General features: G+C 69.0%; 24 protein-coding genes. 8 read left to right on the top strand and 16 right to left on the bottom strand.

Going from position 1 to position 25,951, the window contains the following annotated elements:
* The first annotated feature begins 53 nt into the window (after positions 1–53).
* Positions 54–530, top strand: coding sequence for a DnaJ family domain-containing protein (locus tag PKF00_RS04420; protein ID WP_271216027.1), 477 nt, complete (start codon positions 54–56; stop codon positions 528–530).
* Between the two features lie 112 nt (positions 531–642).
* On the opposite strand, the gene PKF00_RS04415 is transcribed toward PKF00_RS04420, so the two are convergent.
* Positions 643–1,125 carry a MarR family transcriptional regulator gene (locus tag PKF00_RS04415; RefSeq protein WP_271216026.1) on the bottom strand — a complete coding sequence of 161 codons (483 nt, stop codon included), beginning with the start codon at positions 1,123–1,125 and terminating at the stop codon, positions 643–645.
* Between the two features lie 71 nt (positions 1,126–1,196).
* Here PKF00_RS04415 and PKF00_RS04410 point away from each other — a divergent pair, with 71 nt between their 5' ends.
* Positions 1,197–1,574, top strand: coding sequence for an HGxxPAAW family protein (locus PKF00_RS04410; RefSeq protein WP_271216025.1), 378 nt, complete (start codon positions 1,197–1,199; stop codon positions 1,572–1,574).
* A gap of 22 nt (positions 1,575–1,596) precedes the next feature.
* Here the strand turns inward: PKF00_RS04410 and PKF00_RS04405 are convergent, their stop codons facing one another.
* Both PKF00_RS04405 and PKF00_RS04400 read right to left on the bottom strand, forming a co-directional pair.
* On the bottom strand, positions 1,597–2,298 hold the full coding sequence (locus PKF00_RS04405) for a YqeB family protein (RefSeq protein WP_271216024.1): 702 nt from the start codon (positions 2,296–2,298) through the stop codon (positions 1,597–1,599).
* Between the two features lie 5 nt (positions 2,299–2,303).
* On the bottom strand, positions 2,304–3,518 hold the full coding sequence (locus PKF00_RS04400; RefSeq protein ID WP_271216023.1) for an amidohydrolase family protein: 1,215 nt from the start codon (positions 3,516–3,518) through the stop codon (positions 2,304–2,306).
* Positions 3,519–3,586: 68 nt separating this feature from the next.
* On the opposite strand from PKF00_RS04400, the gene PKF00_RS04395 reads away from it, so the two are divergent.
* From PKF00_RS04395 to PKF00_RS04385, 3 genes are all read left to right on the top strand, one after another.
* Positions 3,587–4,207 (top strand): TetR/AcrR family transcriptional regulator, encoded by a 621-nt coding sequence (locus PKF00_RS04395; RefSeq protein ID WP_271216022.1) that lies wholly within the window; start codon positions 3,587–3,589, stop codon positions 4,205–4,207.
* A gap of 122 nt (positions 4,208–4,329) precedes the next feature.
* Positions 4,330–4,821 carry a GNAT family N-acetyltransferase gene (locus tag PKF00_RS04390; RefSeq protein WP_271216021.1) on the top strand — a complete coding sequence of 164 codons (492 nt, stop codon included), beginning with the start codon at positions 4,330–4,332 and terminating at the stop codon, positions 4,819–4,821.
* A 39-nt stretch (positions 4,822–4,860) separates the two neighbouring features.
* Positions 4,861–5,802 (top strand): MerR family transcriptional regulator, encoded by a 942-nt coding sequence (locus PKF00_RS04385; RefSeq protein WP_271216020.1) that lies wholly within the window; start codon positions 4,861–4,863, stop codon positions 5,800–5,802.
* Between the two features lie 40 nt (positions 5,803–5,842).
* Here PKF00_RS04385 and PKF00_RS04380 read toward each other — a convergent pair whose 3' ends face one another.
* The 8 genes from PKF00_RS04380 to PKF00_RS04345 form a co-directional block, all read right to left on the bottom strand.
* Complete coding sequence (locus tag PKF00_RS04380; RefSeq protein WP_271216019.1) at positions 5,843–6,055, bottom strand: hypothetical protein; 213 nt, start codon at positions 6,053–6,055, stop codon at positions 5,843–5,845.
* 439 nt (positions 6,056–6,494) lie between these two features.
* Complete coding sequence (locus tag PKF00_RS04375) at positions 6,495–8,477, bottom strand: carbamoyltransferase family protein (protein ID WP_271216018.1); 1,983 nt, start codon at positions 8,475–8,477, stop codon at positions 6,495–6,497.
* An 81-nt stretch (positions 8,478–8,558) separates the two neighbouring features.
* The gene (locus PKF00_RS04370; RefSeq protein WP_271216017.1) at positions 8,559–9,482 is read right to left on the bottom strand and encodes an alpha/beta hydrolase; all 924 of its coding nucleotides are present in this window, start codon (positions 9,480–9,482) and stop codon (positions 8,559–8,561) included.
* Positions 9,483–9,585: 103 nt separating this feature from the next.
* Positions 9,586–10,653, bottom strand: coding sequence for a phosphotriesterase family protein (locus tag PKF00_RS04365; RefSeq protein WP_271216016.1), 1,068 nt, complete (start codon positions 10,651–10,653; stop codon positions 9,586–9,588).
* Complete coding sequence (locus PKF00_RS04360) at positions 10,650–11,768, bottom strand: phosphotriesterase family protein (protein WP_271216015.1); 1,119 nt, start codon at positions 11,766–11,768, stop codon at positions 10,650–10,652. The genes PKF00_RS04365 and PKF00_RS04360 overlap by 4 nt, the downstream gene beginning before the upstream one ends.
* Positions 11,769–11,856: 88 nt before the next feature.
* A complete protein-coding gene (locus PKF00_RS04355) occupies positions 11,857–14,625 on the bottom strand; it encodes a tetratricopeptide repeat-containing protein (RefSeq protein WP_271216014.1) in 2,769 nt (922 codons plus the stop codon).
* Entirely contained in the window at positions 14,625–15,023 is a 399-nt protein-coding gene (locus tag PKF00_RS04350) for a hypothetical protein (protein WP_271216013.1), read from the bottom strand. The genes PKF00_RS04355 and PKF00_RS04350 overlap by 1 nt, the downstream gene beginning before the upstream one ends.
* Before the next feature lie 167 nt (positions 15,024–15,190).
* On the bottom strand, positions 15,191–15,586 hold the full coding sequence (locus PKF00_RS04345) for a GNAT family N-acetyltransferase (protein ID WP_271216012.1): 396 nt from the start codon (positions 15,584–15,586) through the stop codon (positions 15,191–15,193).
* Positions 15,587–16,270: 684 nt separating this feature from the next.
* Between PKF00_RS04345 and PKF00_RS04340 the strand changes: the two genes are divergently transcribed.
* Complete coding sequence (locus PKF00_RS04340) at positions 16,271–17,632, top strand: chymotrypsin family serine protease (RefSeq protein WP_271216011.1); 1,362 nt, start codon at positions 16,271–16,273, stop codon at positions 17,630–17,632.
* 59 nt (positions 17,633–17,691) lie between these two features.
* On the opposite strand, the gene PKF00_RS04335 is transcribed toward PKF00_RS04340, so the two are convergent.
* The 3 genes from PKF00_RS04335 to PKF00_RS04325 form a co-directional block, all read right to left on the bottom strand.
* Positions 17,692–18,195, bottom strand: a complete 504-nt coding sequence (locus PKF00_RS04335; protein ID WP_271216010.1) for a hypothetical protein — start codon at positions 18,193–18,195, stop codon at positions 17,692–17,694.
* Positions 18,196–18,439: 244 nt separating this feature from the next.
* The gene (locus PKF00_RS04330; RefSeq protein WP_425582168.1) at positions 18,440–18,679 is read right to left on the bottom strand and encodes a hypothetical protein; all 240 of its coding nucleotides are present in this window, start codon (positions 18,677–18,679) and stop codon (positions 18,440–18,442) included.
* A gap of 291 nt (positions 18,680–18,970) precedes the next feature.
* A complete protein-coding gene (locus PKF00_RS04325; protein ID WP_271216009.1) occupies positions 18,971–19,645 on the bottom strand; it encodes a macro domain-containing protein in 675 nt (224 codons plus the stop codon).
* A 187-nt stretch (positions 19,646–19,832) separates the two neighbouring features.
* On the opposite strand from PKF00_RS04325, the gene PKF00_RS04320 reads away from it, so the two are divergent.
* Positions 19,833–21,458, top strand: a complete 1,626-nt coding sequence (locus tag PKF00_RS04320) for an ADP-ribosyltransferase domain-containing protein (RefSeq protein WP_271216008.1) — start codon at positions 19,833–19,835, stop codon at positions 21,456–21,458.
* Positions 21,459–21,537: 79 nt separating this feature from the next.
* Here the strand turns inward: PKF00_RS04320 and PKF00_RS04315 are convergent, their stop codons facing one another.
* Positions 21,538–23,133 (bottom strand): alpha/beta fold hydrolase, encoded by a 1,596-nt coding sequence (locus PKF00_RS04315; RefSeq protein ID WP_271216007.1) that lies wholly within the window; start codon positions 23,131–23,133, stop codon positions 21,538–21,540.
* Positions 23,134–23,463: 330 nt separating this feature from the next.
* Between PKF00_RS04315 and PKF00_RS04310 the strand changes: the two genes are divergently transcribed.
* Complete coding sequence (locus PKF00_RS04310) at positions 23,464–24,327, top strand: hypothetical protein (RefSeq protein ID WP_271216006.1); 864 nt, start codon at positions 23,464–23,466, stop codon at positions 24,325–24,327.
* Between the two features lie 122 nt (positions 24,328–24,449).
* On the opposite strand, the gene PKF00_RS04305 is transcribed toward PKF00_RS04310, so the two are convergent.
* Positions 24,450–25,805, bottom strand: a complete 1,356-nt coding sequence (locus PKF00_RS04305) for a 5'-nucleotidase C-terminal domain-containing protein (RefSeq protein ID WP_271216005.1) — start codon at positions 25,803–25,805, stop codon at positions 24,450–24,452.
* Positions 25,806–25,951: the final 146 nt, after the last annotated feature.

The raw sequence follows: 25,951 nt of genomic DNA, 5'->3' as shown, positions 1-25,951 counted from the left end.
GGACCCCTGGTTATCCTCGAAGGTGACGCCGATCGCGACGCGGAGGTGAAGCCGTGACCGAACGCAAGCCGCCTGGAGTCAGCTTCGAGACATGGATCGACCGGCAGATCCGCGAGGCCACCGAGCGCGGGGAGTTCGACGACCTTCCGGGCACGGGCAAACCCCTGCCGGGCGAGGGCAGACCGCATGACGAGATGTGGTGGATCAGGCAGAAGATGCAGGCGGAGAACCTGTCGTTCCCGCTGCCGGGGACGCTCGCGCTGCGCAAGGAGGCCGAGGAGTCCCGGGCGGCGGCGGTGGCCGCCCGGAGCGAGGACGAAGCCCGCCGGATCATCGGGGCCGTCAACGACAAGATCCGTGAGAGCTACGGAAAGTCCCTGTCGGGCCCGCCGCTCGTCCAGCCGCTCATCGACGTGGAGGAGGTCGTGGACGACTGGCGGGCACGCCGTCCCGCCGAGGAGGAGAAGCCCGCCCCCGAACCCGCGCCCCGCAAAAGACGTTCCTTCCTCCAGCGGCTCAGGCACGGCTGAGCCGTACGGCTCCCTCCCCCTGGCGGGCGGCCCCTGAGGACGGCGACGCCGTCGAGGCGGACGACGCCGAGCGCACCGCCGCCGCCCCGCCTCCCCGAGCACGCGCTCCGCGTCAGGCGGACGTCTCCTGCCGGATCTCCTCCAGGGACGTCCGCATCAGGGCGGTGGCGCGGGTGAACCAGTCGGCCAGCACGCCGATCTCGTCAGGCGTGTAGTCGGCGAACAGCTCGAAGAGCCGCCGGTAGAAGGGCTCGTAGACGGCGGCGACACGGGTGGCCGCGGACGCGTCGGCGACGACTCGCACCCGCCGCCGGTCCGAGGGGTCGGCCTGCCGGTGCGCGTATCCAGCCTGTTCGAGGCGGTTCAGCACCCCGGTCACGGCGCCGGTGGTGAGGTTGGCCCGTTCGGCGAGCTCGCCCGCGCTGATCGGACCGCCTGCGGCCCCCAGGATGTGGCCGAGGCAGGTCAGATCCGTGACGTTCAACCCCAGTCGCTGGGCGATGTCGTGCTGGCCGACGAGGCTGAGCGCGATGAGCCCGTCCATTCCCGCCACCGCCTGCTCGGCCGACGCCACGGACCGCGACTTGCCTTCCATCGACAATCTCCTTAGCATCTAAGATAATTAGTACGTGAGATAAGTATCTCACCGATACGCCGAGGAGATCCATGAGCGGTGTGCACGACGACGTCGACCTTGGACACACCGTCGCGGGATGGAGCGGATGCGTCATCGCCCTGACCGGGTTCGCCGGAGCGGGTGTCGCCATGTGCGTGAACCGCCTCCCCGGAGTCTGGCTCGGACTCGGCGTGATCCTCTTCGGCGGCCTGGTCACCTGGGCGCTGCACCTGAGGGGCTGGGGCAAGCCCAGCGGGCCACGGCCCGCGGAACAGTGGGACTGGAGGGTGAAGGACCCCATGACGGGCCATCGCGACTGCCTCGCGTGCCGGCTGGCGGGCCGCCGCCCCGCCGGAGGAGCGAAAACGACCGCCGTCCACCCGTTGGGCCGCACGCCGCCGGTCCCGGCCGTCACCGAGAGCCGATGACGGCGAGGGCGGCGACGCGCGCTCAGGTGTCGGCGCGCCGCGTCGGGCGCCAGTACTGGCGGTTCCCGTCCTCCCGCACGACGACGCCGTGCCGGCTGAGTTCCGCACGGAGTTCGGCGACGTCGTCGGAGTCCTTGGCCTCCAGTGCCTTCTGGCGTGCCCGCAGGATCGCCTGGGCATGACTGTCGAGCCCCGGCATCCCGTCGACCCACCGCTGGAACTCGCCCTTGTGCGGATCTCCGTCGTGCCAGGGGTAGCCGTGCGCCTCGAAGGCCGAGCGGAGCTTGTCGCCTCCGTGGTCGGTCTTCTCCCGGGCGAGTTCCCCGGTGTCCCCGCCGAGGAGGACGAGGTGCTTCCCGTCGACGAACACCGCGCCGACCAGTTCGCGATCGAGCGTCTTCGTGTCGCCCGAGCGGGTGATGCTCGTCCTGTCGGGGGTCACCTCGACGGTGACGATGTCGTCGTAGGCCATCAGGGTGACCACGCACCCGGCGACGAGACCGGCCACGACCAGGACGGCCGTCATGACCGGGCCGCTCAGCCGGGCGAGGAACTCTATCTTCTCCATCGTCGGCAGCGCCGGAATCCGGGTGATCCACCCGGGCGCCTGGGACAGCAGCCAGCCGACCGCGGCGCCGCCGAACGGGAAGACCGTCCACAGGAACAGGTGGGTTCCGGCGGAGTGCCGCACGACGGACGGCTCCGCCTGGCTGTTCTTCGTCATGTGGATCACACTTTCTGCCGGGTTCGATCGACGACGACACGGCCGTCGCGCAGGACCATCGCCACCTCGCTCAGCGCACCCAGCCGGGTGAGCGGGTCGCCGTCGACGACGAGGAGGTCGGCGGCGCGACCGGCCGCGATCACGCCGATGTGACGCGCCCCCATCGCCTGGGCGGGCGCCGACGTGGCGGCGACCAGCGCCGCGCGGTTGGTGAGGCCCGACTCGGCGAGCAGCGTGATGTCGCGGATCAGGCCTGCCCCTGCGCGCACCGAGGGCATGCCCGCGTCGCTGGCCGCGATGAGCGTGCCGCCCGCGGCGTGGAACTCGGCGACCCGTTCCCTCATGACGGCGGCGGTGTCGGCGTCGAGGACGACGTCGGTCGCGGCCAGCGTCGGCGCGAGGGTGACGCCGCGCCGCACCATGGCCGCGAGGAGGTGCGGCGGCCACCCCGCGAGGGGTCCGCGCGGTTCGAGGTGGTGGAGGCCGTCGACACCGGCGGCGAGCAGTTCCTCCAGGTCCTCCAGCGTCCCCCAGTGGGCCACGACCTTCGTTCCGTGGCGGTGGGCCTCGGCGACGATCGCGTCCAGGATCTCCGGTTCGAGCGGCTGAAGGCTCAGGCGGCGGGGGTCTCCGCGGTCGTGCACGACCTTGACGACGTCGACGGGATCGGCGCCCGTGACGAGCGTGCCCACCTGCTCGCGCGCCTCGTCCGGGCCACGGGGGACCCGGACCCAGTCCGCGCCGGGCGAAGCGCCGACGGTGGCGACCGGGTGCCCGCCGGGAGAGGTGAAGATCGGCCCGGCGATCAGGAGGCGCGGCCCCGTCAACGCGCCCGTCGCGCTCCTGCGGCGGAAGTCGTGAACCCAGTCGTTCTCGTCGCCCAGGCTGCACACCGTGGTGACCCCGTGGCCGAGGAAGCCGCGCCGCTTGCCCGGCTGGAAGCGCATCCAGTCGACGACCGCCCTGGAGCGGGCCAGCGGACCCGGTCTGACGCCGCGCGTCGTCTCCGGCGGGCCGAGATGGACATGGGAGTCGATCAGACCCGGGAGCACCGTGCGTCCGGTCATGTCGAGGACGAGGGCGGAGCGCGGCGCCGCCACGTTCTGGCCGACGGCCGCGATGAGGCCGTTCTCGACGAGGACGGTCGCGCTCTCACACGGCTCCAGGGTGTCGCCGACGAGGACCGTCGCGCCGGTCAGCGCGAGTGCGCGGTCGTTCATCGCGGGCTCGCCGATGCGGTTCGGATGGCGGTGGGCACGCGACTAGTTGACCATATAGAATTCTATACGTGCAAACAGCCAAGGACGGCGACGGCGGCGAGTCCTTCATCGAGGCCGCCCGGCGCGAGCAGATCATGGCCGCCGCGATCGCGACCATCGCGGAGGAGGGCTTCGCGCGCGCGTCCTTCGTGCGGATCTCCAAGCGCGCGTCGATCAGCCCTGGCCTGATCACCTACCACTTCGGGACCAAGGACGAGCTGGTCAGGAAGGTGCTCGACCATGTCGGCTCCCGCCTGGACAAGGCCATGGAGGGCGGCCCGGAGCCGGTGGCGAGCTACGAGGAGGGGCTGCGGCGCATTCTCACCGGCTACGTCCGCCACTGCGCGCGCCACCCCGAGGACATGGCCGCGCTACGGGAGATCAACACCGCCACGACCTCTCCCGCCGTCCTCCGGGAGGTCACCGAGCGAGACGAGTCGGGCCGGGGCGAGCTGATCGCCTTCCTCGTCGAAGGACAGCGCGCCGGAGAGTTCCGCGGCTTCGACCCGGAGGTCTTCACCGACGCCATGTTCGCCACGATGCAGGCGGTGCCGAAACGACTGCGGCAGCGCCCCGAGACCGAGTGCGAGGACTACGCGCGGGAACTGGCCGACATCTTCGTGAAGGCGGCGACCGACGGGGCCGCCTGAGCGGAGGCGGTTCCCGGCCGACGACGGCGTTCACGGCGTCTCCCGACGACGGCGTTCTGCGGCATCGTGACCACTGGACGCGACGTCGTGTCCACCGGACGCATGAAACGGATGGATCAGGCATGAATCTGCTGCCCTTCGCCACGACGTACGCGGCCACGGTCGCGGGCTGGCCCGCCTCGGCGCGGGAGGTGGCGATGTGGTGCGGGCGGCAGGAGTTCCCTCTGCCCTCACAGGCCGTCGCCGACTGGCAGGCGGCGCAGGACGTACGGTCCCACATGCTCTTCGAGGGCCGGGAACCGCTCGGCTACGGGGAGCTGTGGTTCGACGCCAAGGAGGACGAGGTCGAGCTCGCCCGGATCATCGTGGCACCCGGCGCCCGGGGCGCAGGAGTCGGGCGCGAGCTGGTGCGAGAGCTGGTCGCGCTGGCCCGGGAGGCGGGCTACGCGGACGTCTTCATGCGCGTGCACCCGGACAACGAACGGGCTCTGCGCTGCTACCGGCGAGCCGGTTTCCTGCCGGTCGACGCCCATCTGGCCGCGGAGTGGAACTCCGCCCAGCCGGTCGACTACGTCTGGCTGCGGCACGCCGACCGGCCGTCGGCGGGCGAATGAGCTTGAGTCTCCCGCAGGGGGAGACGCGAAGGTGAGGGCATGAACGGCGGCACTCTCTACTCGATCGGCGACCTGGCCCGGCGGACCGGGCTTACGGTCAAGGCCATCCGGTTCTACTCCGATCGCGGGATCGTGCCGCCGACCGACCGCAGCCCGGCCGGTTACCGCCTGTACGGCATCGACGCCGTCGCGCGCCTGGACCTCGTGCGGACGCTGCGCGACCTGGGACTGGACCTCCCCACGATCAGGACGGTCGTGGATCGGGAGGCCTCACTTCCCGAGGTCGCCGCGGCGCACGCCGAGGCGCTGGAGGCGCAGATCCGAACGCTGCGCCTGCGGCGCGCGGTGCTGACGGCGGTGGCCAGGCGCGGGTCCACCCCCGAGGAGATGGATCTCATGCACAAGCTGGCCAAACTCTCCGAGGACGAACGCCGACGCCTGATCGGCGACTTCCTCGACGCCGCCTTCGGCGGACTGGACGCCGACCACGGATTCACGGGGATCGCCCGTTCGATGACCCCCGAGCTCCCCGACGACCCCGAGGCCGAGCAGGTCGAGGCGTGGGTGGAGCTGGCCGAACTGTCACAGGACCCGGATTTCCGCGCCGGCTTCCGGCGCATGGCCGAGCAGCACGCGGCCGATCGCGCCCTGGGCGGGACCACGGGTCCGCGCCGCGACGCCGCCGCGGTGGTCCGCGACCGTGTCGGCCCGGCCGTGGCGACCGGCGTCGACCCGCTCTCCCCCCAGGCCGATCCGGTCGTCGCGGCGGTCACGGCCGAGTACGCGCACCTGTCCGGCCTCCCCGACGACGTCGACCTCCGGCGCCGCCTGCTGGCCCGGCTGGAGACCGCGAACGACCCTCGCAGGGAGCGGTACCTCCGGCTGCTCGCAGTGATCAACGGCTGGCCGGCCCCGGAAAGCCTGACGCCGGTGTTCGACTGGACCGTCCGGGCCTTGCGCGACCGGACACCGGAGCGGTGAGCGGCGACCCGAAACACCGGGCCGTCGGCCGCGGCGCGGGTCACACCAGCGCGCCCTCGTCCACCTCGAGGCCGCGGACCGTCCGCTGGAACGTCCGCACGGCGGTCAGGAACGCCACCTGCTCGGCGGGCAGTCTCGCCTCCTCGGCGGCGCAGTGCAGCCGCTCCAGATCCATCTGCATCACGACCTGGCGGGTGTAGGCGACCAGAACCGGCAGGGCCTGACGGAGGTAGACGACATCGGTGTCAGTCACGGCGTTCTCCTCGCTGAGGCCCGGCCGGCGAAGCACGGCGACGACGTTGCGCGCGTGACGGACCTCATACGCTTCAATTCGAAGCACCGCGGGCATGAAGATGCCCATCTGGTCGCAAAACTTTCCACATTCCCGGAAACCGGGCACAGCGGTGCGAGTCCCACGGATCCGGTGTCGTGACGCCGTTCCGGACGCCGGGACGGCGCGGCTGGGACCGCCGCGGGGCCCCGTTCCGGCCGGGAGATCCGGAGATCGCCAGAACAGACGAGAGGCCCGTTCCCGGGGAAACCGGGAACGGGCCTCTCTTCTCATCCGCCCAGCCCTGAGCGGGAGCCGTCGCCGTACCCACAGAACGACCGCGCGCGCCGACCGCCCGTCAGCGTGTCCGCCGGTCGAAGAAGGGAGGCTCCGGCTTTCGCGTGCTGGAGCCTCCCTTCGTTCAGGGCAGGTACGGCCGGAACTCCAGGAGTCCGATGCGCTGCAGTCGCACGACCTCACCCGTGCTGAAGCCGAGTTCGGCGACGGTTCTTTCGCCGTCCACCGCCTCGAGGACGGCCTGCGCCTGCTTGTCCAGCCGGTGCACGACGGGTCCCCACGGAGTCGGGACGCTGACGGCGTGGTCGTACTGCCTGCTCACGTCCAGCGGCATGAACTCCGTCCCGGGCATCTCGATGAAGGCCAGACCGTTCACGTGACGAGGCGTGAGCTTCGCCACCTCCGTCTCGAGCGGCTCGATGACCGACTCCTCGAAGTAGACGGCGTCGAGGGGCGCCGTCACGGCGAGCTGCATGGCCTCGAACGGACGCTCGACGATGGGCTCGCCTCTGCCGTTCATCGAGGTGTTGAGCAGCATCGGCACACCGGTGAGGCGGTGGAACTCCTCGATCACCCGGTAGAAGTCGGGGTTGCCCTCGCGTGAGACCGTCTGGACCCGCGCGGTGCCGTCCGTGTGGACGACCGCCGGGATCAGCTCCGTCTTGCCGGGCAGCACCGCGGCCACGCGCAGCATGAACGGCGAGGCCTCCGGCGCGTCCTCGATGTCGAACCACTCGGAGGCGTACTCCTCGAGCACGGCGGGAGCGAAGGGACGGAACTCCTCGCGGCGCTTGAGTCTGCTGTTGAGCAGGAGCTTGTTCTCGGCGCGCCGCGGGTCGGCGATGATGCTCCGGTGTCCGAGCGCGCGGGGACCGAATTCGGCTCCGCCGCGGAACCAGCCCACGATCTGGCCCTCCGCGACGCGTCCGGCCGCCGCCGCCACCGGGTCGCGCTCCTCACGCCAGCGGACGACGGGGTTCGACTCGGCTTCGGCCCGGATGACGTCGTTCGGGTACGGCGCGCCGTGGAAGTCGTGGGTGACGCGGTTGGCGGGGTGGCCGCGGCCGAGTCGCCACAGGCCCGCGTAGGCGGCGCCGATGGCGGTTCCGCTGTCCTCCGCGGCCGGGATCACGTAGACGTTCTCGGGTCCCAGTCGCTTGGCGAGGATGTCGTTGACGATGCCGTTGAGGGCCACGCCGCCGACGAAGCACAGGCGCGTGCTTCCCGTGAGGGCGAGAGCCCTCTCCGCGAGGGCGATGACGGCGTGTTCGAGCGCCGCCTGCACCGACGCCGCGAGCGCGGTGTAGGCGTCGGTGCGCTCCGGCCAGCGGACGTCGTCGGTGAAGTGCTCGGGAACGGTGTCCCTGAAGGTGACGAGGCCGGACTCCTCGACGCTCAGGAAGTCCGACACGGGGAAGCTGGGCTCGTTCAGCCCGGCGAGGCTCATGGTCTTGCCCGGTCCTTCGAGCCCGTGCTCGAAGAGCTGCCAGGACACGGCCGAGTACATCCCGCCGAGCGTGCGGAATCGCGGCATGCCGGTGTGGGGCTGATCCCAGCGGTACCGTCCGCCGTCGGGTTCCACGTACAGGTCGACGGCGAGCTGCTTCTCCACCGGGACCATCTCGGTTCCGCTCGCGCGGTAGATCGAGATCGACTCCCAGCCCTCCGCGGCGCCGACGCAGGTGGCGCGCTCCTCGTCGGACAGGTCGGCCCAGGGCGAGCCCAGCCCGTCGATCACGAGGATCGCCGCGTCCTCGTAGCCCGACGTGCAGAAGGCGCTCACCGCGTGGCCGTAGTGATGGGAGATCGGGTACGCCCGGCCGTTCTCGACGGCCGGTCGCAACTGGGGGTTGAGGTCGAGCCTGTTCGCGCGGCTCCCCTGGGGTTCCTGGGTGCAGACCACGACCGCGTCGAGATCGTCGACGGTGACTCCGGCGCGGTCGAGACAGTAGCTCACCGAGAGCGCGGGGTCCGCGGGCTGGAGGTAGATCCGCTTCTGCCGAGCGAGTCGTTCCTCCTGTATCGCGACGAGCACTTCGGAGCCGCGCAGAAGGCACGCTCCTCCGTTGTGCGACGCTGCGATCCCAAGAATTAACGGTTCAGTCACAGAGATCCTTTGCCGGGGACGAGGGCATTCGTCGTAGCCGATGCGAGCTGTCGAATCGGCTTGTCGGGAAGACTGAGGTGATCAGAGATCGAGCACGCGGCGGAACCACGACAGGCGCGTCGCGAGGGCGGCCCGCGTCATCTCGTGATCGGGGGCGAAGACGTCGAAACCGTGGAAGGCGCCGCTCCAGATGTGCAGCTCCGCCTGGCCTCCCGCGGCCCAGATGCGGGAGGCGTACTCCACGTTCTCGTCGCGGAACAGCTCGGCGCTGCCCGCCTCGACGAACGCGGGCGGCAGGCCCGACAGGTCGGTCGCCCGCGCGGGGGCGGCGTAGATCGACACGTCGGCGGCGGGGTCGCCCGCCTTCTCGCCGAGCAGTGACCGCCATCCGATCAGGTTCATCGCGCGCGGCCAGGTGCCGCGGCCGTCGTACTGGTGGCTTGAGGGGGTGGTGTTGCCGTCGTCGAGCATCGGGCACAGCAGCAGCTGCCCGGCCAGGTGCGGTCCCTTGCGGTCGCGCGCCAGCAGGGAGACTCCGGCCGAGAGGCCGCCTCCGGCGCTGCCGCCCATGACGACGATGCGCCGGGGGTCGACGCCGAGTTCGGCGGCGTTCTCCGACATCCACTTCAGGCCGGCGTAGCAGTCCTCGACCGGGGCGGGGTCGGGGTTCTCGGGAGCGAGGCGGTACTCGACGCTGACGGCGACGACGCCGAGCTGCTCGACGAGGTCGGCGAGGCGAGGGGTGTCCTGGTGGCGGTGGCCGCTGATCATGCCGCCGCCGTGGATGTCGTACAGACCGGGAACCGGGGCGGTCAGGTTTCGCGGACGCAGCACGGTGATCTCAAGGTCCGGGGCGCCGTCGGGCCCGGGGATCGTGCGCTCCTCGGCGTCGATCTCACGCGTGCCGATGACCTCTGCGACCGACAGCGTGGGCATGCCCCCGCCGGTCTCGCGCATCATCGTGATGGCCTCGGCGGGCGACGCCGGCCCCTCGGACCGGGGCATGCTCTCGAGCATCGCGTTCAGGGCAGGGTCAAAGGGAACTGGGGCGACTGACATGGCTCTGCCCTCGTTGAGTGATCGAATTGTTGTGGACGTGCGATCCTGGTCAGCGCGGTTCCGCGAAGGCGAGCGCTCGCGCCGGATTCTCGACCATGATCGTGCGGATGGCCTCCTCGCTCACGCCGAGGCGGCGCAGGGCGGGCAGGAAGTAGCGCGAGATGTAGTCGTATCCCTTGCCGCCGTACCGCTTGAGCTGGATCTTCTGGCACACGTCGTGGCCGAGCACGATCTGGCTCGCGTAGCCCCGTTCGACCAGGTCCGCGATGCCCCGGACGACCTTGTGGTCGCTCCCGAGGACGAGGTGCCCCCACGGGCTTCCCGGCGAGGCCATGAAGTCGAACTCCACGAAGACGCCGCGCGCGAGGAGGCGGTCGCCGAAGGACGGCCCCAGGACGTCCATGCAGTGCCCCATGACGATGTTCGACGGGGCGACGCCCTCCTCCTCGAGGATGTCGAGAACCTGGAACTTCTCCTCGCCGACGCCGCCGAAGTGGAAGGTGATGGGAGCGCCCGTGATCCTGCTCGCGCGTCCGCTGGCGCGTACGCTCTTGAGCTCGTTGTCGGTCAGCGGCACCGACTCCGCGCCGACCTCGCCGATGATGCCCGAGCGGACGCCGGTGTCGTCGGCCCCGACCGCCACGTCGCGCACGATGATGTCGGCGAGTTCGTCGACGCCGCGCTCGCTCATGTACGCCGGGTGGAAGGTCGGGGTGTACCAGCCGCCGCCCATGACGATGTTGAGCCCGCTCGCGCGGGAGAGCCGAAGGAGCGCCTCGGGGTCTCTGCCCACGCCGATGGGAGAGACCTCGACCATCGTGCTTCCCCCGTTGTGGGCGAAGGCGAGCACCTCGGAGAGCATCTCGTCGAAGTCGCCCATCACGTCGTTGTCGGCGTTCGGGCCACCGTGGCGCGTACGCGCGAGGTTGGCGAGCGTGAGGGGCTCGGCGGTCTCGGGAGAGTCCTCGCCAGGACGACGGAACTGCGGCGGACGCCTCAGGTCGACGAAGATGTGCTCGTGCATGAGCGTCTCCCCGAGCGTCGACGGGTCCACGGGACCCGCGACGGTGAGCGCCTTGCCGGCGATGTTCGGGATCTCGAAGGGATAGCGGCTCACGAATCTGCCTTCGGGGTCTGGATGGTGAGGAGTCGCCTCGGGTTCCGCACGGTGACGGACTCGATGAGGGCGTCGTCGGCTCCGAGCATCCTCATGTACGGGACGAACTGCTGAAGGATGAAGCCGTAGCCGCCGCCGCCGTAGGCGAGGAGCTGCGACTTGGTGGAGACGTCCTGCGACAGGAGGATCCGCTCGGCGTGGCCCCGGCGGGCGAGCTCGAGCACGGCCGCGACGACGTCCTGGTCGTCGGACACGCTCAGCGCCGAGGGCAGCCTGCCGAGCTGGTCGAACTGGACGAACACCCCGCGCTCGAGGAGCGGTTCGAGCTCGTCGGGGCGCGGGGAGAGCGCGTCGCAGTGCCCGACGGCGACGCGGGTGAGGTCCGCGCCCTCTTCGGCGAGCAGATCGAGCACGCGCTGCTGGACGGCGGGGTCGCCGGAACGGTCGAGCGTGATCGCGGCGCCCGTGGCGGCCGACGCCCGGGCCGCCGCGACGAGGACGGCGCGCTCGGCGGGCTCTTCCGGATCAAGTGCCGCGAGCTCGCCGATGATGCCCGCGCGCACCCCGTCCACGCCCTCGACGAGGTCCCGGACGATCTCTTCGGTGAGGCTCTCGACATCGCGGTCGGCGAGTCCTTCGACCCACGCCGGGTGGTACCACCCCGAGCCCATGACGACGTTGAGGCCGGTCGTCTCGGCGATCCGGCGCAGGCCGGCCGGATCACGACCGAGGCCGACGCTCGTGACGTCCACCAGGGTGCCGCCGCCGGCGAGCTTGAACGCGGCGGCCTCGTTCGCAGCGAGTTCCTCCTCGCCCAGCAGCCAGTCGTCCCTGTTGGGCGCGCCCATGCCGATCTCGCCGAGCAGCTCCATCGTGAGCGGCGCGCGGTAGAGCTGAAGTCGGCTCGCGCCAGAGGGCCGTACGCGCCCCACTCTGGCCCAGGACTCGGCCGTGTCGCCGGGCGGGGCGAAATCGCTCAGGAGATGCTCGTGGGGAAGTGTCGCGCCGAGCGAGCTCGGTGCGACGCCGCCGGTGACAGTGACGGCCGTTTCCCGCGATGCGTGCGCGGCTGTCGACGCGTGTACCGCTCCCGCGGTCGAGTCGGTGGTGGACACGCGGGCCAATATAACATAGAAGATCATATATGATCTAGAGGGAATGTCTTCGACCTCCCGAAGTGGCCGACGGGGCGGGTCCGCGCTCTCACCTGTCCTTGAAGAGCGTCAGCACCTCCTCGATCATTTCTGTTCTCTCAGGGTCCGCGTCGGCGAGGCCCGCGTGGGCGTCGTATATCTCCTGGCACTCGGCTTTCGCGTCCGCGCCGGAGACCTCCCCGAGCTCGTGACGCACCTGGGCCAGGTGAAGACGTGTGATGAGCGTGTCGGAGTGGCCCGCTCCCAGCCGGGCGGTCTCCTCGGCCAGAACCGACCGGAAGTGCTCGGCCGCCTCCTGGAACTCGCCTCGTCTCTGCAGGATCCGCGCGAGCCTGTACCGGCTCAGCGAGTCGTCCTCGTCCTCGAGAACGGCCCGGTACCGGCGCTCCGCCTCGTCGAGCCTGTCCATCGTCATGAGGAGCCTGGCGTGGCACCGTCGAACCGACCTCGCCTCCTTCGAGCTCTCGCCGAGAATCGCCTCGAAGGCCGCGGCGATCCCGGCCAGCTCGCGCTCGGCCTCTTCGTACCGCTCCTGGGCCTCCAGACAGTGGGCGAGGCAGTGGCGCTCGCTGAGGACGACCGAGTCGTCGGGCACCATGACCGGGAGGCGTTCGGCGAGCACCGCCCGGTACTCCGCCTCCGCCTCCGCCAGGGCCCCCTCCTCGACGAGGATCTCCGCGTACTCGTGGCGGGCCTGGAGCAGCAGCATGGCGGGGGTGTCGGCGAGCTCCCGCAACAACGCCATGTACGCGTCGTACTCCGCCTTGGACTCGGCACGACGGCCCTGCTCGCGCAGGTTCCTGGCCAGGGCCAGCCGCAGCCGTAGGTACTCCCCTCCGAGGCTCTCCGCGGCTTCCATGTCGTGGATGAGCGAGCGGTAGGCGCGTTCGGCCTCGACGTACTGGGCCTGCTCGTCGAGGACATGTCCGAGCTGGTGACGGATGTTGTTCGGAAGGAAGCGGTGGTCTCGCAGCTCACTGGAGGTACCGCAGTGCTTGATGATCTGGAGGTACTCCGCCTTGGCCTGCTCGGAGTGTCCCCGGTGGCCGATCATCAGGGCGAGTTCGGCGTGGGTGAGGATGGTGTAGGGGTCAGCAGGCCCGAGCACCCTCGACCGGGCCTCCAGCAGCCGTCGTGTCTCGAGCTCCGCGACGTCGTCGGCCATCAGGCCGTGCTGCCACGCGTGCAGAACCCAGTTGTGCCGGGTGATCAGAGTCTCCGGGTGCTCGGGGCCGAGCACCGCCTCCTGGGCGGCCAGCCCCCTCGCGTACACCTCGTACTTCTCCGCGCACGGCAGGACGGACAGGGTGTGCCGATGCTCGACCGCCAGCCGGGTGGGGTCGTCGGCCGCGAGGACGGCGGCCCGCGCCATCAGGCTCTCCGCCATCGCCTCGGTGTCGCTCTCACCGGAGAAGGACATGTACGCGTACGCGCGCAGCCCCGCCCGCAGCGCGTTCTGGAGGGTCTCCTGCGGCACTTCGACCGGCAGGTCCGTCAGGAGTCCCGCGACGTGCACTCCGATCAGGCGCCACCACGGCCACCCGTCAGAGGTCTCGGGCGCTGCCTGGGCGGCCGCCCGGGCCAGCAGCGTCGCGGCCTCCGCCCAGGTCGCGTGGCGGGTCCCGGTCGGCGACTCGGCGAGCTTGGCCGCGTTCACGTCGTGCACGACCCGGTGGACGAGCAGTGCGGGGACCGGATCCTCTCCCTCGCCCTCGGCGAAGTCCTGCACGTCCACGAGCCCGTAGTGGATGAGCCCCTCCAGCGAGCGCACCGTCGACGCCGACGGGCTGAGCACCGCGACCGGCAGGGGGGCGACGGCGAAGCAGGACAGCAGCCGCATGAGCGACCGCGCCTGGGTGAGCCCCTGTCCTTCCAGATGGTCGAGGCTCATCTCCCAGGTGTGTCCGACGAGGCGCCGGTGCCTGCGTTCGTCCTGCTGGTCGAGGAGCGCGCTGCCGCCCGCGGAGAGAGCGGCGTCGTACTGCAGGAACGTCCGGATGTGCGCCGGTCGTAGCAGGCCGACCCCGGTGCCGACCTGGGAGAGATACGAGCCCGCCGCGGTCAGCGCGAGCGGCAGGCCGCCGAGCCGTTCGGCCAGGACGAGTGCCTCGGCGACCACGCCCGCGGCGGGCGCGAGGTCCATCAGAAGCGCCCCGGCCTGCTGGACGTCCAGGGTGGCGACGGGGTGCATGTCGGCCTCCGAGCCCCAGACCAGCCGGTTGGAGACCCTGGTGGTCACCAGGGTCAGTCCGCCCCGGCCCGCCCTGATCCAGCCCGTCCCGTCATCGGGGTATCCGTTCTCACCGCCGAGCCACGTCGGATCGTCGGCCTCGTCGAACACGAGAAGCCACGGCCGGGCGGCCGCGTTGAGCAGGTCCCAGATGAGGTCCATCGGGCTGGCCTCTCCGCTCCACGCGGCCTTGATCTCCTGCTCCGTCGCGCCTAGCCTCCGTGCGAGCTCGCGCATCCCGAGCAGAAGGCGGTCGGGCTCGGACGCCGACACCCAGGCGACCGTGTGCCCCCGTTCCCAGGCCTGTCTGGCGATTCCCAGCGCCACGGTCGTCTTGCCGCATCCCCCCAGTCCGTGCAGCACCTGAGGCCTGGCAGGAGGGGCGTCGAGCATCCCGAGAAGGTCGTGGAGGATGTCCTCGCGGCCGCGGATGATCCGGGGCAGGCGGCCGAACGGAGGGTGCAGGGAGAACGACCGGGGCTCCGCCCTGGGCTGCGGTTCGCTGAGATATATCTGTGGACTGTCGCCGGTCGCGACCACCCCGGAGTTCCTGTCGACGGCGACCGACCGGTCACCGGCCGCCTTCATCACGCTTTTCTGATCTGGGCGCCATCGCCGGTGACGACGATGCCGGAGATCTCGTGCGCCGCGACCGACCGTTCGCCGGAGGCGACGACGCCCGAGCTCCGGACCATCTCCGCGACCTCGCGGGCCAGCACGGGATCGGCCGCGAGCGCCTTTCTGATCTGGACGCGGAGCACCGCGCGAAGGTCCGGGTCACCGGGAGCGCCGGACAGATCGTCGAGTGCCTCCTGCGCCTGCTCACTCGGCTTCTCACCGAAGATTCGGATGACGAGCCTCCGACCGATGGAGGCGGCGCCGTCTGTGGTGTTCTCGCCTATTTTTGCGATGGCGCCGGTGCCATATGCGCCCAGCGCCGCTGCAGCGTACGGAACGATCTGGTCGGCGAGTTGCGCGATGTCCACTCCCACAGTAAACATCAGCGTTCGGTACGACGCGCGGCGTTTCACCGCATGCCGGACACGACAGATCACACCGCACCGGACACATGGCGCCCATCTCATCTTGGCGACACAGGTCGCGGGGCTGTCGCGGATCCCGGGCCGGAAAGCGGCTGCCGTATCGTGCCTGGCTACAGGGCGATGAGGCCGGCATGTGTCGGCTGAAACCCGCAGGCCCCGAAGTAGAAGTCCTTCAGGTCGTCGTCGAAGTCGACGTGGAGCCATTCACACTTGGCCGCGCGGGCCTCTCTGACGGCGACGGCGATGAGTTCGGTCCCGACACCGTGCCGCCGGGCTCTTCCCGTCACGAGGGTGTCGAGGATGAAGGCGTGGACGGCGCCGTCCCATGCCACATTGACGAAGCCGACGAGCTCACCGCTCTCCGTGGCGCAGACCCACCCGAGGCTGTGCCGGTTGACCTGAGCCCACCAGTCATCCTTCAAAGGCGCATGACCGAAGCCCTCCGCGTGCAGCGCGTTGATCGCCGTGTTGTCGAAGTGGCCTCGCCACTCGTATGCAATCGTCACGGAAGGACCGTAGGAAGAGACTCACGCCGTCGGCAACGAGTTTTCAGGGGCTGGGCGCAACGCGGCGTGACGTACCCCTCGATCAGTGAGCTTTTCATTCTCCCCGTCGGACTGCTCGGGAGCGGGTGTGTGGAGGTGCTTGGACTGGGCGGGATCGCCCGACGAAAGAGGGCGGCGGTGATCACCCCGGCCAGGTACGGCGAGTGGCGAAGCGAGCGATCGGACGACCCTGACCACTTCAATGTGGTCTCGCAGTCGGGTTCTCGTCGCTGACGTTTGGTGCCGCTCAAACGTCTGGCGCGATGTAACGGTACTCGTATGTGTGCGACGGCGGTGCCGCATGTCTTGCCGTACGGCATTCGCTGCGAAGAGAGGCGGCTTTACTGCCTGCGCGCCGTGTACGACGTGCACATTCAGTCCAATTCTCCTGTCCGCATCGGCGGATCGGCTCGTGATTTCCTCGACCTCGCCGGCGTCGGACACCGGCGCATTATGGAGGCCGACCGGAGCGCGGGAGGCCCAGGACGATCACCGGGAGCGGCATGACGGTCACACTAGGACGCAATCATGCAACAAATAATATTGATTATTCATGTCAGTCAACATTTGTCAAGGTGTTTACATTCTCCGATATTGGCTTACCTTTGATCATACGTCCGTGATCATCCGTCGAAAGGAAACGGCGTGAAAAGGTACCTGGCGGCCATCCCCCTTCTCCTCACAGGTACGAGTGTTATCAGCCCTTCGGAGGCGTTGGCGGGAGTGGGCGACCCCGTCGTCATCCAGGGTGATTCCGTGGAGCGACCCCGGCTGCAGCAAGTCAAGTCCGACGCCGAGCGGCACGGAACACCTCTTGCAGAAGCGATCGAACAGTACGCCAAGAAGGCGGAAGCCGCTCGCAAGGTGCGACCCAACTGGCCCGACGGCCCTCCTGGGCGTCCAGAAATTGAAATCGACGACCTGTCACTGACCGAGATCGACGATCTCGGTGCACTGGCGAAAACCAAAGGCATCACCCTCGAAGAGTCGATCGACCGATGGGGCTGGGCGGAGGAGTTCACGAAGTTTGCCGCCGGCCTCCGCAACGAGTTCCCCGGGCAGATCGCCGCTGTAGCCATGGTGGACGACGGTCGCGGGGCTCAATTCGGGTTCAAAGGGCCTGTCCCGCCTGCGGCGCTGGAGTCGGCGAGAAAGTTGCCGGCGCGAGTCGAACTCGCCGGTGATCGGGGATACACCGAGGAAGAGTTCCGCGCGACAACGTCACAGCTTCTCCAGACTCTCTCCGAGCAGCCAGGTGTCGCTGTCGCTGCGGTAGCGGACGCGGAGCCGTTCACGGGAAAGATCGAATTCAAGGTGAAGTTCAAGGAGGCGGCTGCGGGTGTCGCGGCGGAATCGCTTCAAGAACTGATTCGGTCATCAACGACACAGAAGAACATCAACGCCGTGGTCAGCCGTGATGACGGTCTCACAGTGCCCGTGAACGAAGACTCCTATTTGCGTGGGGGTGGGCACCAGGAGCGTACCGACGGAACTCCCTGGTGCACTATGGGATTCAACATCACGAACGGCACCACGCGTCGCTCTTCGACCGCGGAACACTGTGCGGACGATCCGTACCTCTGGTACATCAACCATCCGACCCAAGGTGGCGATCGCACCACTATATCGCGAATGTTTAGATCGACGTCCTTCGATGTCGCCTCGTACAACGAGGGAGGGAAAACACTCACGCGCACCTTCTACGCGAATGTGAACAGTCCGAGATATGCGGACGACGCCCTGTGGGCCGATGACGGCGTCCCCGTATGCGTTTATGGCCGGGTCAGCGGACATGCATGCAGCATCGTGGACTACCACACGGGTGAACGTGGAAACGTCATTGTCGAGCACGCAGTCACAACCGGCGGCGACAGCGGTGGCCCCTGGTTCTGGAACAACACCGCATACGGCATCCATGCGGGCAGAGCCTACACAGACGGTCCGTCGCGATTCACCGGCGTAGGATACAGTCCGTGGGGTTCGAGCTGGCAAGTGTGGACCAGGTAGTCACAGTGAGTGGAGTCGCCGGGTTCCTATGGCAGAGAATTCGGCGACTCCACGACGGCTCAGGACTTCTTAACGTCGTCATTTATCACCACGTAGTGGTCTGGCGCTTTTGAACACCAGGACGATGCCTTCAGGTGCGCGAACTCCTTTGCGGTTCGCCGGACCATTCCGCCGGAGGCGGTGAACCTGTCTCCTTCAAGGAGAACCAGGCCGTCGTCGCGCTGGATTCCCGCCTTCTGTTGTTTTCGAATCGGCTTGACACCTTCGTGCCACACGGGAATCCCGACCGCCCCGGCGCCTCCCCAGTCTTCTATGACCAGGCATGCCCCTTCCTTGTCATAGCCAAGCCTTCCCTCGACAGGAGCTTCCATGGGCTCGGGGAGACGGTGCACCAGAATGCGGGGGTCGTCGCCTAAAAACCTTACGGCAGGCGAATTTGGGGGAGTTGACGGCGAGCCGCTTGCCTCCAAGGCCGACACGCCGCATCCACTGAGCACCAGAACGAGAACCGCGGTATGGCCAACCACCGTTGTTGCGTGAGACTTCAGGTTGAGAGTCAACATTCCTCCACTTGGTGTCGGTGATCTCATTGGACATGAAGCAACAGTCTCAGGTCGCATTTCATGGCGTATTGGTTGACCAGGCGCCGAGCGACCCTCAGTGTCAACGCTTTCCAGACGTCTCACACCAATCTGCCATATATGTATCCCTGACGGTAGGGCAGACCGCCCGTGTTCGATATTGAAGAGCTCTCGTCTGCGACGACGGCCCTCGTTGAAGAATCGATCCGGAGAGCCTTTTTCATCCTCAGGCGGTCCTGGTGGCACGATGATTTCGCAGGACGGCGAGGGCCTCGCACAGGTGGCCGGCTCTGCCGGGGCCGCAACGCGGCTCGCGGAGGATCTTCCAGCTCTTCAGCTGAGCGTCGGCGCGTTCGCCGAGGCTGCGGAGCCCGGCGTGGGAGCGGTTGGCCTGTTTCTGGGAGGCGGGCCTGTTCCTGCCCTGTACGGCGTGACGCTCGGTCCCTGTGCCCGTTGAACGCGACACATCGACGGCAGCACGACAGAACAGCGTCCGAGACCCCTGGTCGTGACGGATCTGGTCGTGGTGATCAATCCATCCACCAGGGTTTCTTACGTCGTCAGGCGACCGCCAAGCTCGCGATCACGCTGTGACCGGCGCCCTGCCGCCAGGGGACGAAAAAGGCTCATGGCATCGACCGGAATCCCTGGACCATCCAGACCGTCGACGACCGGAACGGCGAGGAGCCGCGGGGCGACGGCGGGCCCGCGTCACGCGGAACGCGGGAAGCCGCTCGACCGGGTCGCGTTCGCCTCGTCAGCCACGGGAACGGCCCGCGGGCGGCTTGATCCGCACCCGCTCCTCCTCGTGGCCGCTCTCGAGGTCGTCGAGTTGCTCGCGGATCGTCTTGCGCAGGTCGTCGTAGTCGCGGAAGCGGTGGTCGTTGAACAGGGTGTGGCCGGTCCACATCAGGTTGGCGCACACCCGCGGCGGCACCTGGCCCGTCGCCGCGCCCATGCCGACCAGCGCCACCGACCCGATGCCGCCCGGCTGCTCCTCGTTCTGCATGTGGATGGCCTGGAACGCGGCGGCGCACGCCAGCGCCACGTTCAGCGTCTCGCTCACGTCCTGCGCCGACCGCGTCATCGTCGGCGTCGAGATCAGGAACTTCGGGTTGGTCGCCCCTGACGGCACGCACACGGCGCTTCCCACCGGCAGCGTCCCCCCGAACCGGTCGCGGATCGCCCGCTGGACGCGCAGTTGGATCCCCGCCCCGAGGTGGCGCTTGATGACCGCGTCGACCCCGCCGTCCATCCGCCCGCGAGAGTTGGTCGGAGTGACCCAGGCGTCGACGTGCTGGTCGAGGATCGACCCCTGGCGGATCTCGACCTCGGGGGTGTCGGCGAACGCCGCCCGCCACGCCTGCACCACCTGCGCGTTGACGTCCACCAGCACCACCCTGAGCGGCGGCTGCACATGCTTGACGGTCATCGTTCACTCCGGACGGGGGGGAAGGCTGTCTCCAACGCCCCCGAAGGTACCGCTCCCCACCGACAAACAGGATCTTGGTTGGAGACCCGGGAGCGACGATCGCGTTCTGGATCTTCGTACGGCACAATTCCCCCACCTCAATCCCCCGTGCCGTCACCGGTACGGCTCGCCGATCCGGGAGCTCACGATGAGAGACGCCGACGTCCCCACTCCACCCGACCCGAACGCCCCGAACGACCCGTTGGCCCTCGCCGAGCTCTTCAAGGGCGGCGGCGAGCCGTGGCTGCCGCTCCTGAAGCCGGTCATCGAGGCGCAGCCCGCCGCGGCCACGTTCATCGGCCTGGAACGCAGCCCGCAGATCGTGCCCGTCCGGGAACTGACCTTCCAGGCGCTCAAGCCCAACCCGCCGCACAAGTGGAAGGTCGTCGTCTTCGGCCAGAACCCGTACCCGCGGGCTGAGAGCGCCACCGGCATCGCCATGTTCGACAACACCTTCCACGACTGGAAGGACAGCCAGTTCGGCAAGGTCATCACCATCCGCTGCATCATCAAGGCGGCGGCGATGTGGAAGCACGGCATCCCCAAGAAGACGCCGATCGCCGACATCCGCGCGCTCCTGAAGGAGCACGACACCGTGCAGCCGCCGGAGTGGTTCCAGGCGATGCTCACGCAGGGCGTTCTGCTGCTGAACGCGGCGCTCACCGCCAGCGGCGACGGGGCGATGGCCACCGACCGGCACACCGCGTTCTGGCGACCGGTCGTCGAGAGGCTCGTCGAGGAGATCCTGAGGGCCAAGCAGAACGCCGACGAGCAGGACCGGGGCGTGGTGTTCGCGTGGTGGGGAGTGCACGCCCGCAGCCTGAAGGAGGTCGTGCTCCGGCTCCAGCAGAAGTATCCCGAGGTGGAGGTCTGGCACATCGACCACCCCAACCCCGCGGCACAGGGCGACATCTTCTGCGACGGGGACCACTTCGCCGCCGTGAACACGGCGCTCAGGGCGCTCGGGGCCGACGAGATCGACTGGCTGCCCGGCAAGGGATGGGACAAACTCGCCGCGCGGGCCGGCGGAGCGGACGAGGACACGGCCGGCCGCATGGGGGCGTTCATCGCCTCCACGATGGAGCTGCACAAGCTCTACCTCGAACGGCTCGCCGGCGTCAAGGACGAGGGGCTGGAGCTCCCGGCGATCACCGGCGTGTTCGACACCCCGCTCATGGACTTCCGCGAGGCCGTCGCCCCGGTGGCCAAGCTGCTGTCGGGCCTCGACCGGCACACGACGCGGTCGTACCGGTTCGGCGAGCAGCAGGCGGACGGCGCGGCCGGCGAGCTGTCCGCCGACGAGATCGCGGCCCTCTACCTCTACACCTGCGAGTCGGCGTTCTACCGGCAGATCAACGCCACCCTGCGCGACCCGGACCGCACTCGGATCGTCCCGTACCTCCCCTATCTACGACTCCTGTTCTCGGCCGTGTCGCGTCTGCCCGCCCGCAAGGAGCCGCTGTGGCGCGGGGTGTCGCTGGACCTGCGGGCGCAGTACCCTCTCGGCCGGACCGTGACGTGGTGGGGCGTGTCCTCGTGCACGTCGGAGCTCAGCGTGGCCCAGGCGTTCCTCGGACGTCGCGGCAAGCGGACGCTCTTCGAGGTGCTGCCCGCGCGGGCCGTGGGCATCCGCGGTTTCTCCGCCTTCACCGGCGAGGAGGAGTACATCCTCGCCCCCGGCACGCAGCTCGAGGTGACCGACGTGAAGGCCGAGCGCGGCGGCCTGTACACCGTGAAGCTGACCGAACTGGCCGAGCAGCACCTGGTGGCGTGAGCGGTCGTCACAGACGACGGCGCCCGTGGCCTCGTGCGGGCCACGGGCGCCGTTGTGCGTGATCAGGCGCGGTTACGGCTCACCCGGCCGTTCTGGACGGGATCGGCCGCGGGAAGGACGGGATCGCGACCGGGCCGGCCCAGGGGAGCCGGTCCGTCGGCCACACCTCGGGCCGCTGCCCGGCCCTGGCCCCGGCTCCGCCCCCCACGGGGCAGCGGAAGCCGTGCGGCGGCACGACCTGCGAGATCAGGTAGTCGTCGATCGGGACCGTGCTGCACTCGTCCTTGCCGTAGATGCGGTGGCCCCAGCCCTCGTAGGTGAGCAGCACCGCCTTGGAGCCGAGCTGGCAGGCCGCGTTGGCCGACCAGCCGTACGGCGTGGAGGGGTCGTGGAGCGAGTTGCCCAGCAGCAGCGGAGCGCTCCCGGTGTAGCGGAGACGGTGCTGCGGGTTGCCCGTGGGGTGGTTGAGGCAGACGGACAGGTCCTCGATCGGCATCGGGTTCAGACGCATGTCAGGAGCCAGGCGGGCGGAGCTCCGCAGCAGCGCCGCGTACTCCCTGTAGTCACGCACCCGGAGGTTGTAGTCCTGGCAGAGGATCGCGGTCGGCAGCTGGGCGACCTCCCCCGTCACGGGCTGCCGGCCGGGCAGCGGAGGCACCCACGGCGGCAGCGGCCCGCCGTCCAGGGCGTGCAGCATCTCGCTCAGCAGCTGCCAGGCGGGGCCTTCGGTGCCCAGCACGCCCTGCCAGAGGACCTGCACCTCGGTCATCGGGCGATCCGGGACGCCCGGGTAGTACAGCTCGCCGTCGCGCGCCTTGGCCAGCAGCCTCTCCCACACCGCCCGGACGTCCTGTCCGTGCAGGGCGCAGCCGGGCTCCTGCTCGCACCAGGCGACGAACTCGTCGAAGGCGTCCTCGACGGCGGCGGCCTCGGTGTCGAGGAACGCCCTGACGCCGAGGCTGTGGTCCATGTTGCTGTCCAGGGCCAGAGCGCGAACCCGCTGCGGGAAGAGCTCGGCGTACATCTGCCCCATCAGCGTGCCGTAGGAGACCCCGTAGTAGGTGAGCTTCTCCTCGCCGAGCGCGGCGCGGATCGCGTCCATGTCGCGCGCGACGCTCACCGAGTCGACATGGTCGTACAGGGGGCCGGTACGGGCCCGGCAGTCCTGGCGCAGCCTCTTGTTGTAGGCGGTCCACCTGTCGAAGTCGGCCTGGCTGGTCATGACCGCGTACGGCATCTGGTTGTACACCGACGCCGAGCAGATGACCGGGTGGCTGCGGCCCACGCCCCGGGGGTCGAAGCCGACGATGTCGAACCGCCGCTGGAGCTCCTCGGTGAAGAAGCCGGGGGCGCCGTAGGCGAACTCGACACCCGATCCGCCCGGACCGCCCGGGTTGACCAGCATGGACCCGATCCGGGCCGCGGGGTCGGTGGCCCTGCGGCGGGCGAGGGCGAGGTCGACGGTGGGCCCGCCGGGCCGGGACCAGTCGATGGGGACGGCCAGTGTGCCGCACTCGGCGGAGGGCTCCTCCTCGCAGGGCGCCCAGACGATGCCGCCCTTCGCGACGTCCGCCGAGATTTCGTCTCGGGTGGCCGCGCCTGCGGCCGTAGAGACGGGTAACAACGCCGCCACCGTTACGAAGACAGCGGCGAGCAGGGGGTACTTCCGTCGCACATTGCTCCAATCGTCGTCGGCTGGCCTCCCCCGAGGCATTCGGCCGTCTGTGATCAACCCCGTCGACGGCTCCGAATCCGGTGGTGAGCGGTCACCGCGAGTAGGCGAAGCGCGGACCATCCAGCCGATCTTGAAATTCGCCTTGTCCGTCTTACCACGAAATATGCGGACATGTTAAAAACATATTAAAGATGTGACAGGTATCCGCGAGTCCTCGTCGACGTCATGGACGGCCGCTGACTGTCGAGAACGCGGCGCACGCGCCATACTCGAGATGCCGGCGCTTTCGGTTGAATGCCTCAATAGCTCATAAATAAGGACGAATCCCCCATGAGACGATGGGCTGCCCTGGCGGTCGCCGTACTGCTCGCGTCCGTACCGGTCGCCGCGAATCCCGCCGCCGCCCAGGCCGGCGCCCCCGATCCGGCTCGCGCGATCAAGCGGCAGTTCAGGAACGAGCACGGCGTCCGGATCGCCGAGACCATCCGCCACCACTACGGCAGGAAGCCGAAGAGCACCACGGGCGGGTTCCGGGTCACCGGCGGCCTCCAGTTCGGCCCGTCAGGCCCGGTGGCCGCGGACTTCACCTGGTGGAACCTCCCCCGGTCGAAGTCTGAGAAGCCCGACCGTTACCGGGTGATCCGCGTCGGCAAGGACGCCTACGACGCCGCCAGCGTGTATCCCGGGCCGGTTCCCGACGGCAAGAAGTGGATCCGGTTCCAGAACAAGCACAGGGGCCTCATGGGCCGCGACCTGGCCGAGGACGTCAGCCTGCAGCCGTTCGACGTGTACGACGCGACCACGATGAGGACCCTGCTGAAGCGCTCGGCGAGCGAACCCGTCTCCGGCGGCCTCCTGCACCGGGGCGTCATGAGTTACAGGGAGCTGAGCGAGGTCTCCAAGGGGGCCTACAACTGGGTCTCGGGCCGGCCCGTCGGCCGCAAGAGCAAGGGAAAGGTCTCCTGGCGGCTCTGGACCGGCCGTGACGGTCTGCCCGAGCGCCTGATCACCGTCGACACCATGGGAGACGGGAAGGATCCGCTGATCAGGTGGATCGACACCCGTTACACCGACTGGGGGTTCCGTCTCGTCGTCACCGCCCCGCCCGCCGACGAGGTCATCGACGAGGACGAGCTGATGGAGTACTCCCGCGAGCAGAACGCGGACGCGCCGACAGACTCCGGGAACACCTGAGGGCACCCCGGACCTCTCGGAGCGCACCCGGTTCGCCCTGCGGCGAACCGCCGGGCGGAACGCACTCCGCCCGGCGATCGGCGCGGCCGTACGGCGTCATGCCGCCCGGCCGGTCGGGTCACTCATCGAATGGTGACGCGGTCTCCCTTCGGCGCCTTGACCGGCGAGTTCTTCGAGATGTAGGACGCCAGAGCTCCTCTGTCGTCCGGCCCGCCGTGATAGACGCCGGTGCTTCCCTCCCATTGCGGGAAGCCCTGCCAGCCGCCCATCAGGATGTAGTTGGCCGCGATCTTGATCACCTGGGTGTCGGTCACCGGAGCGCCGTTCAGCGTGAGCTCGGTGACCGCCCCGTCCTTCACCGTGTAGCGAAGCGAGGCCGAGGGGGTCAGCACCCAGCCCGAGGGATTCTTGTACGCCAGCAGCTTCTTGAGCTGTGCGCCGGTCATGGAGTGCACGTCGATGGCGAGCCCGGCGGGCTGGGCGACATAGAGTTCGTCGTAGGTGACCGGACCCGCGTCCAGGTCCGTGCGGAACCCGTACCTGCTGACAAGGGCGACCTGTGCGCCGGAGACGGCCTGGACCGCGTCCAGGTAGGCGTCGGCGACCAGTTCGACGAGCGGGCCGCCGGCGGCGGTCAGCGCGATCTTCTCAGCGGTGGCGCCGAACCCCGCCCTTTCGCTGTCGCTCGGCGAACCGCACTCGAAGTAGTAGAGGATGTTGGACCTGAGGCCGTTCGGCTGCCTGACCTCGATCTGCACCGAGGTCCTGTCCGTCTCCCAGTCCCACTCGAGTGTCTCCAGCACGGCGGTGAACACCTCACCGTGGTCGGCCGGCACGTTGACGCTCTTCCACTCCTGGGCGCCGACGAGGCGGTACTGAACAGTCTGCGCACCGGCGGGAAGCCCCTCGAAGTAGCCGTGGACCTTGAAGGTCAGCGGGCACTTCGACGCGGTCGTCCGCTCGAAGACGATGGCGGCCTTCCGCACCGGGTTCTGAGCGGGCTTGTCGTCGTCCTGCCCGGTGGGCGGCGGCGTGGCCGGGGCGTCCGGCGTGTCGGCTCCCTCGGCGGATGTGGCCACGCTGTCCCACACGTCGCCGATGGTCTGCCCCTCACCGGCACAGGTGACGGCGAACGAGACCTTCCCGGAGGTCTTCTTCACCGGGCTGACCAGGCGAACCGCGCCCCAGCCACGAGCGTCGCCGGTGACCTTGACCGATGTGGACAGCCGGACGGTCTTCAGGCCCTTGCCGCCGACCCGGTAGGTCCTGGTGCCGCTCCTGTCTCCGTCGCTGAAGATCCACGCGTACTTGAGCGCCACCGGCGCCTTGACCTTCACCGTGGTGGACAGCGTCACGGTCTTCGGGCAGACGCCGGTATGGGTCTTCGGTGAGGCGGAGGCCGTACCGAAGACCACCGGGTTCGGGGCCGCCTGCGCTCCCGGGGCGAAGGCGCAGGACGCCAGGGCGACAACGGCCACCAGCCCCCCGATTCGACGCCCCGCCCTACCTGATAATCCCACAACATTCCTCTCTTACGATCTGCAGCGACATATCTAGAAAGGTCTAGATATGCAAGGAATAACGGATTAGTCCGCCCCCTTGGAGGAACAGATGCTAGCCAGGC

Source organism: Streptosporangium carneum (assembly GCF_027922005.1).
GTDB lineage: Bacteria > Actinomycetota > Actinomycetes > Streptosporangiales > Streptosporangiaceae > Streptosporangium > Streptosporangium carneum.
This window is presented reverse-complemented; position numbering and strand designations above follow the sequence as displayed.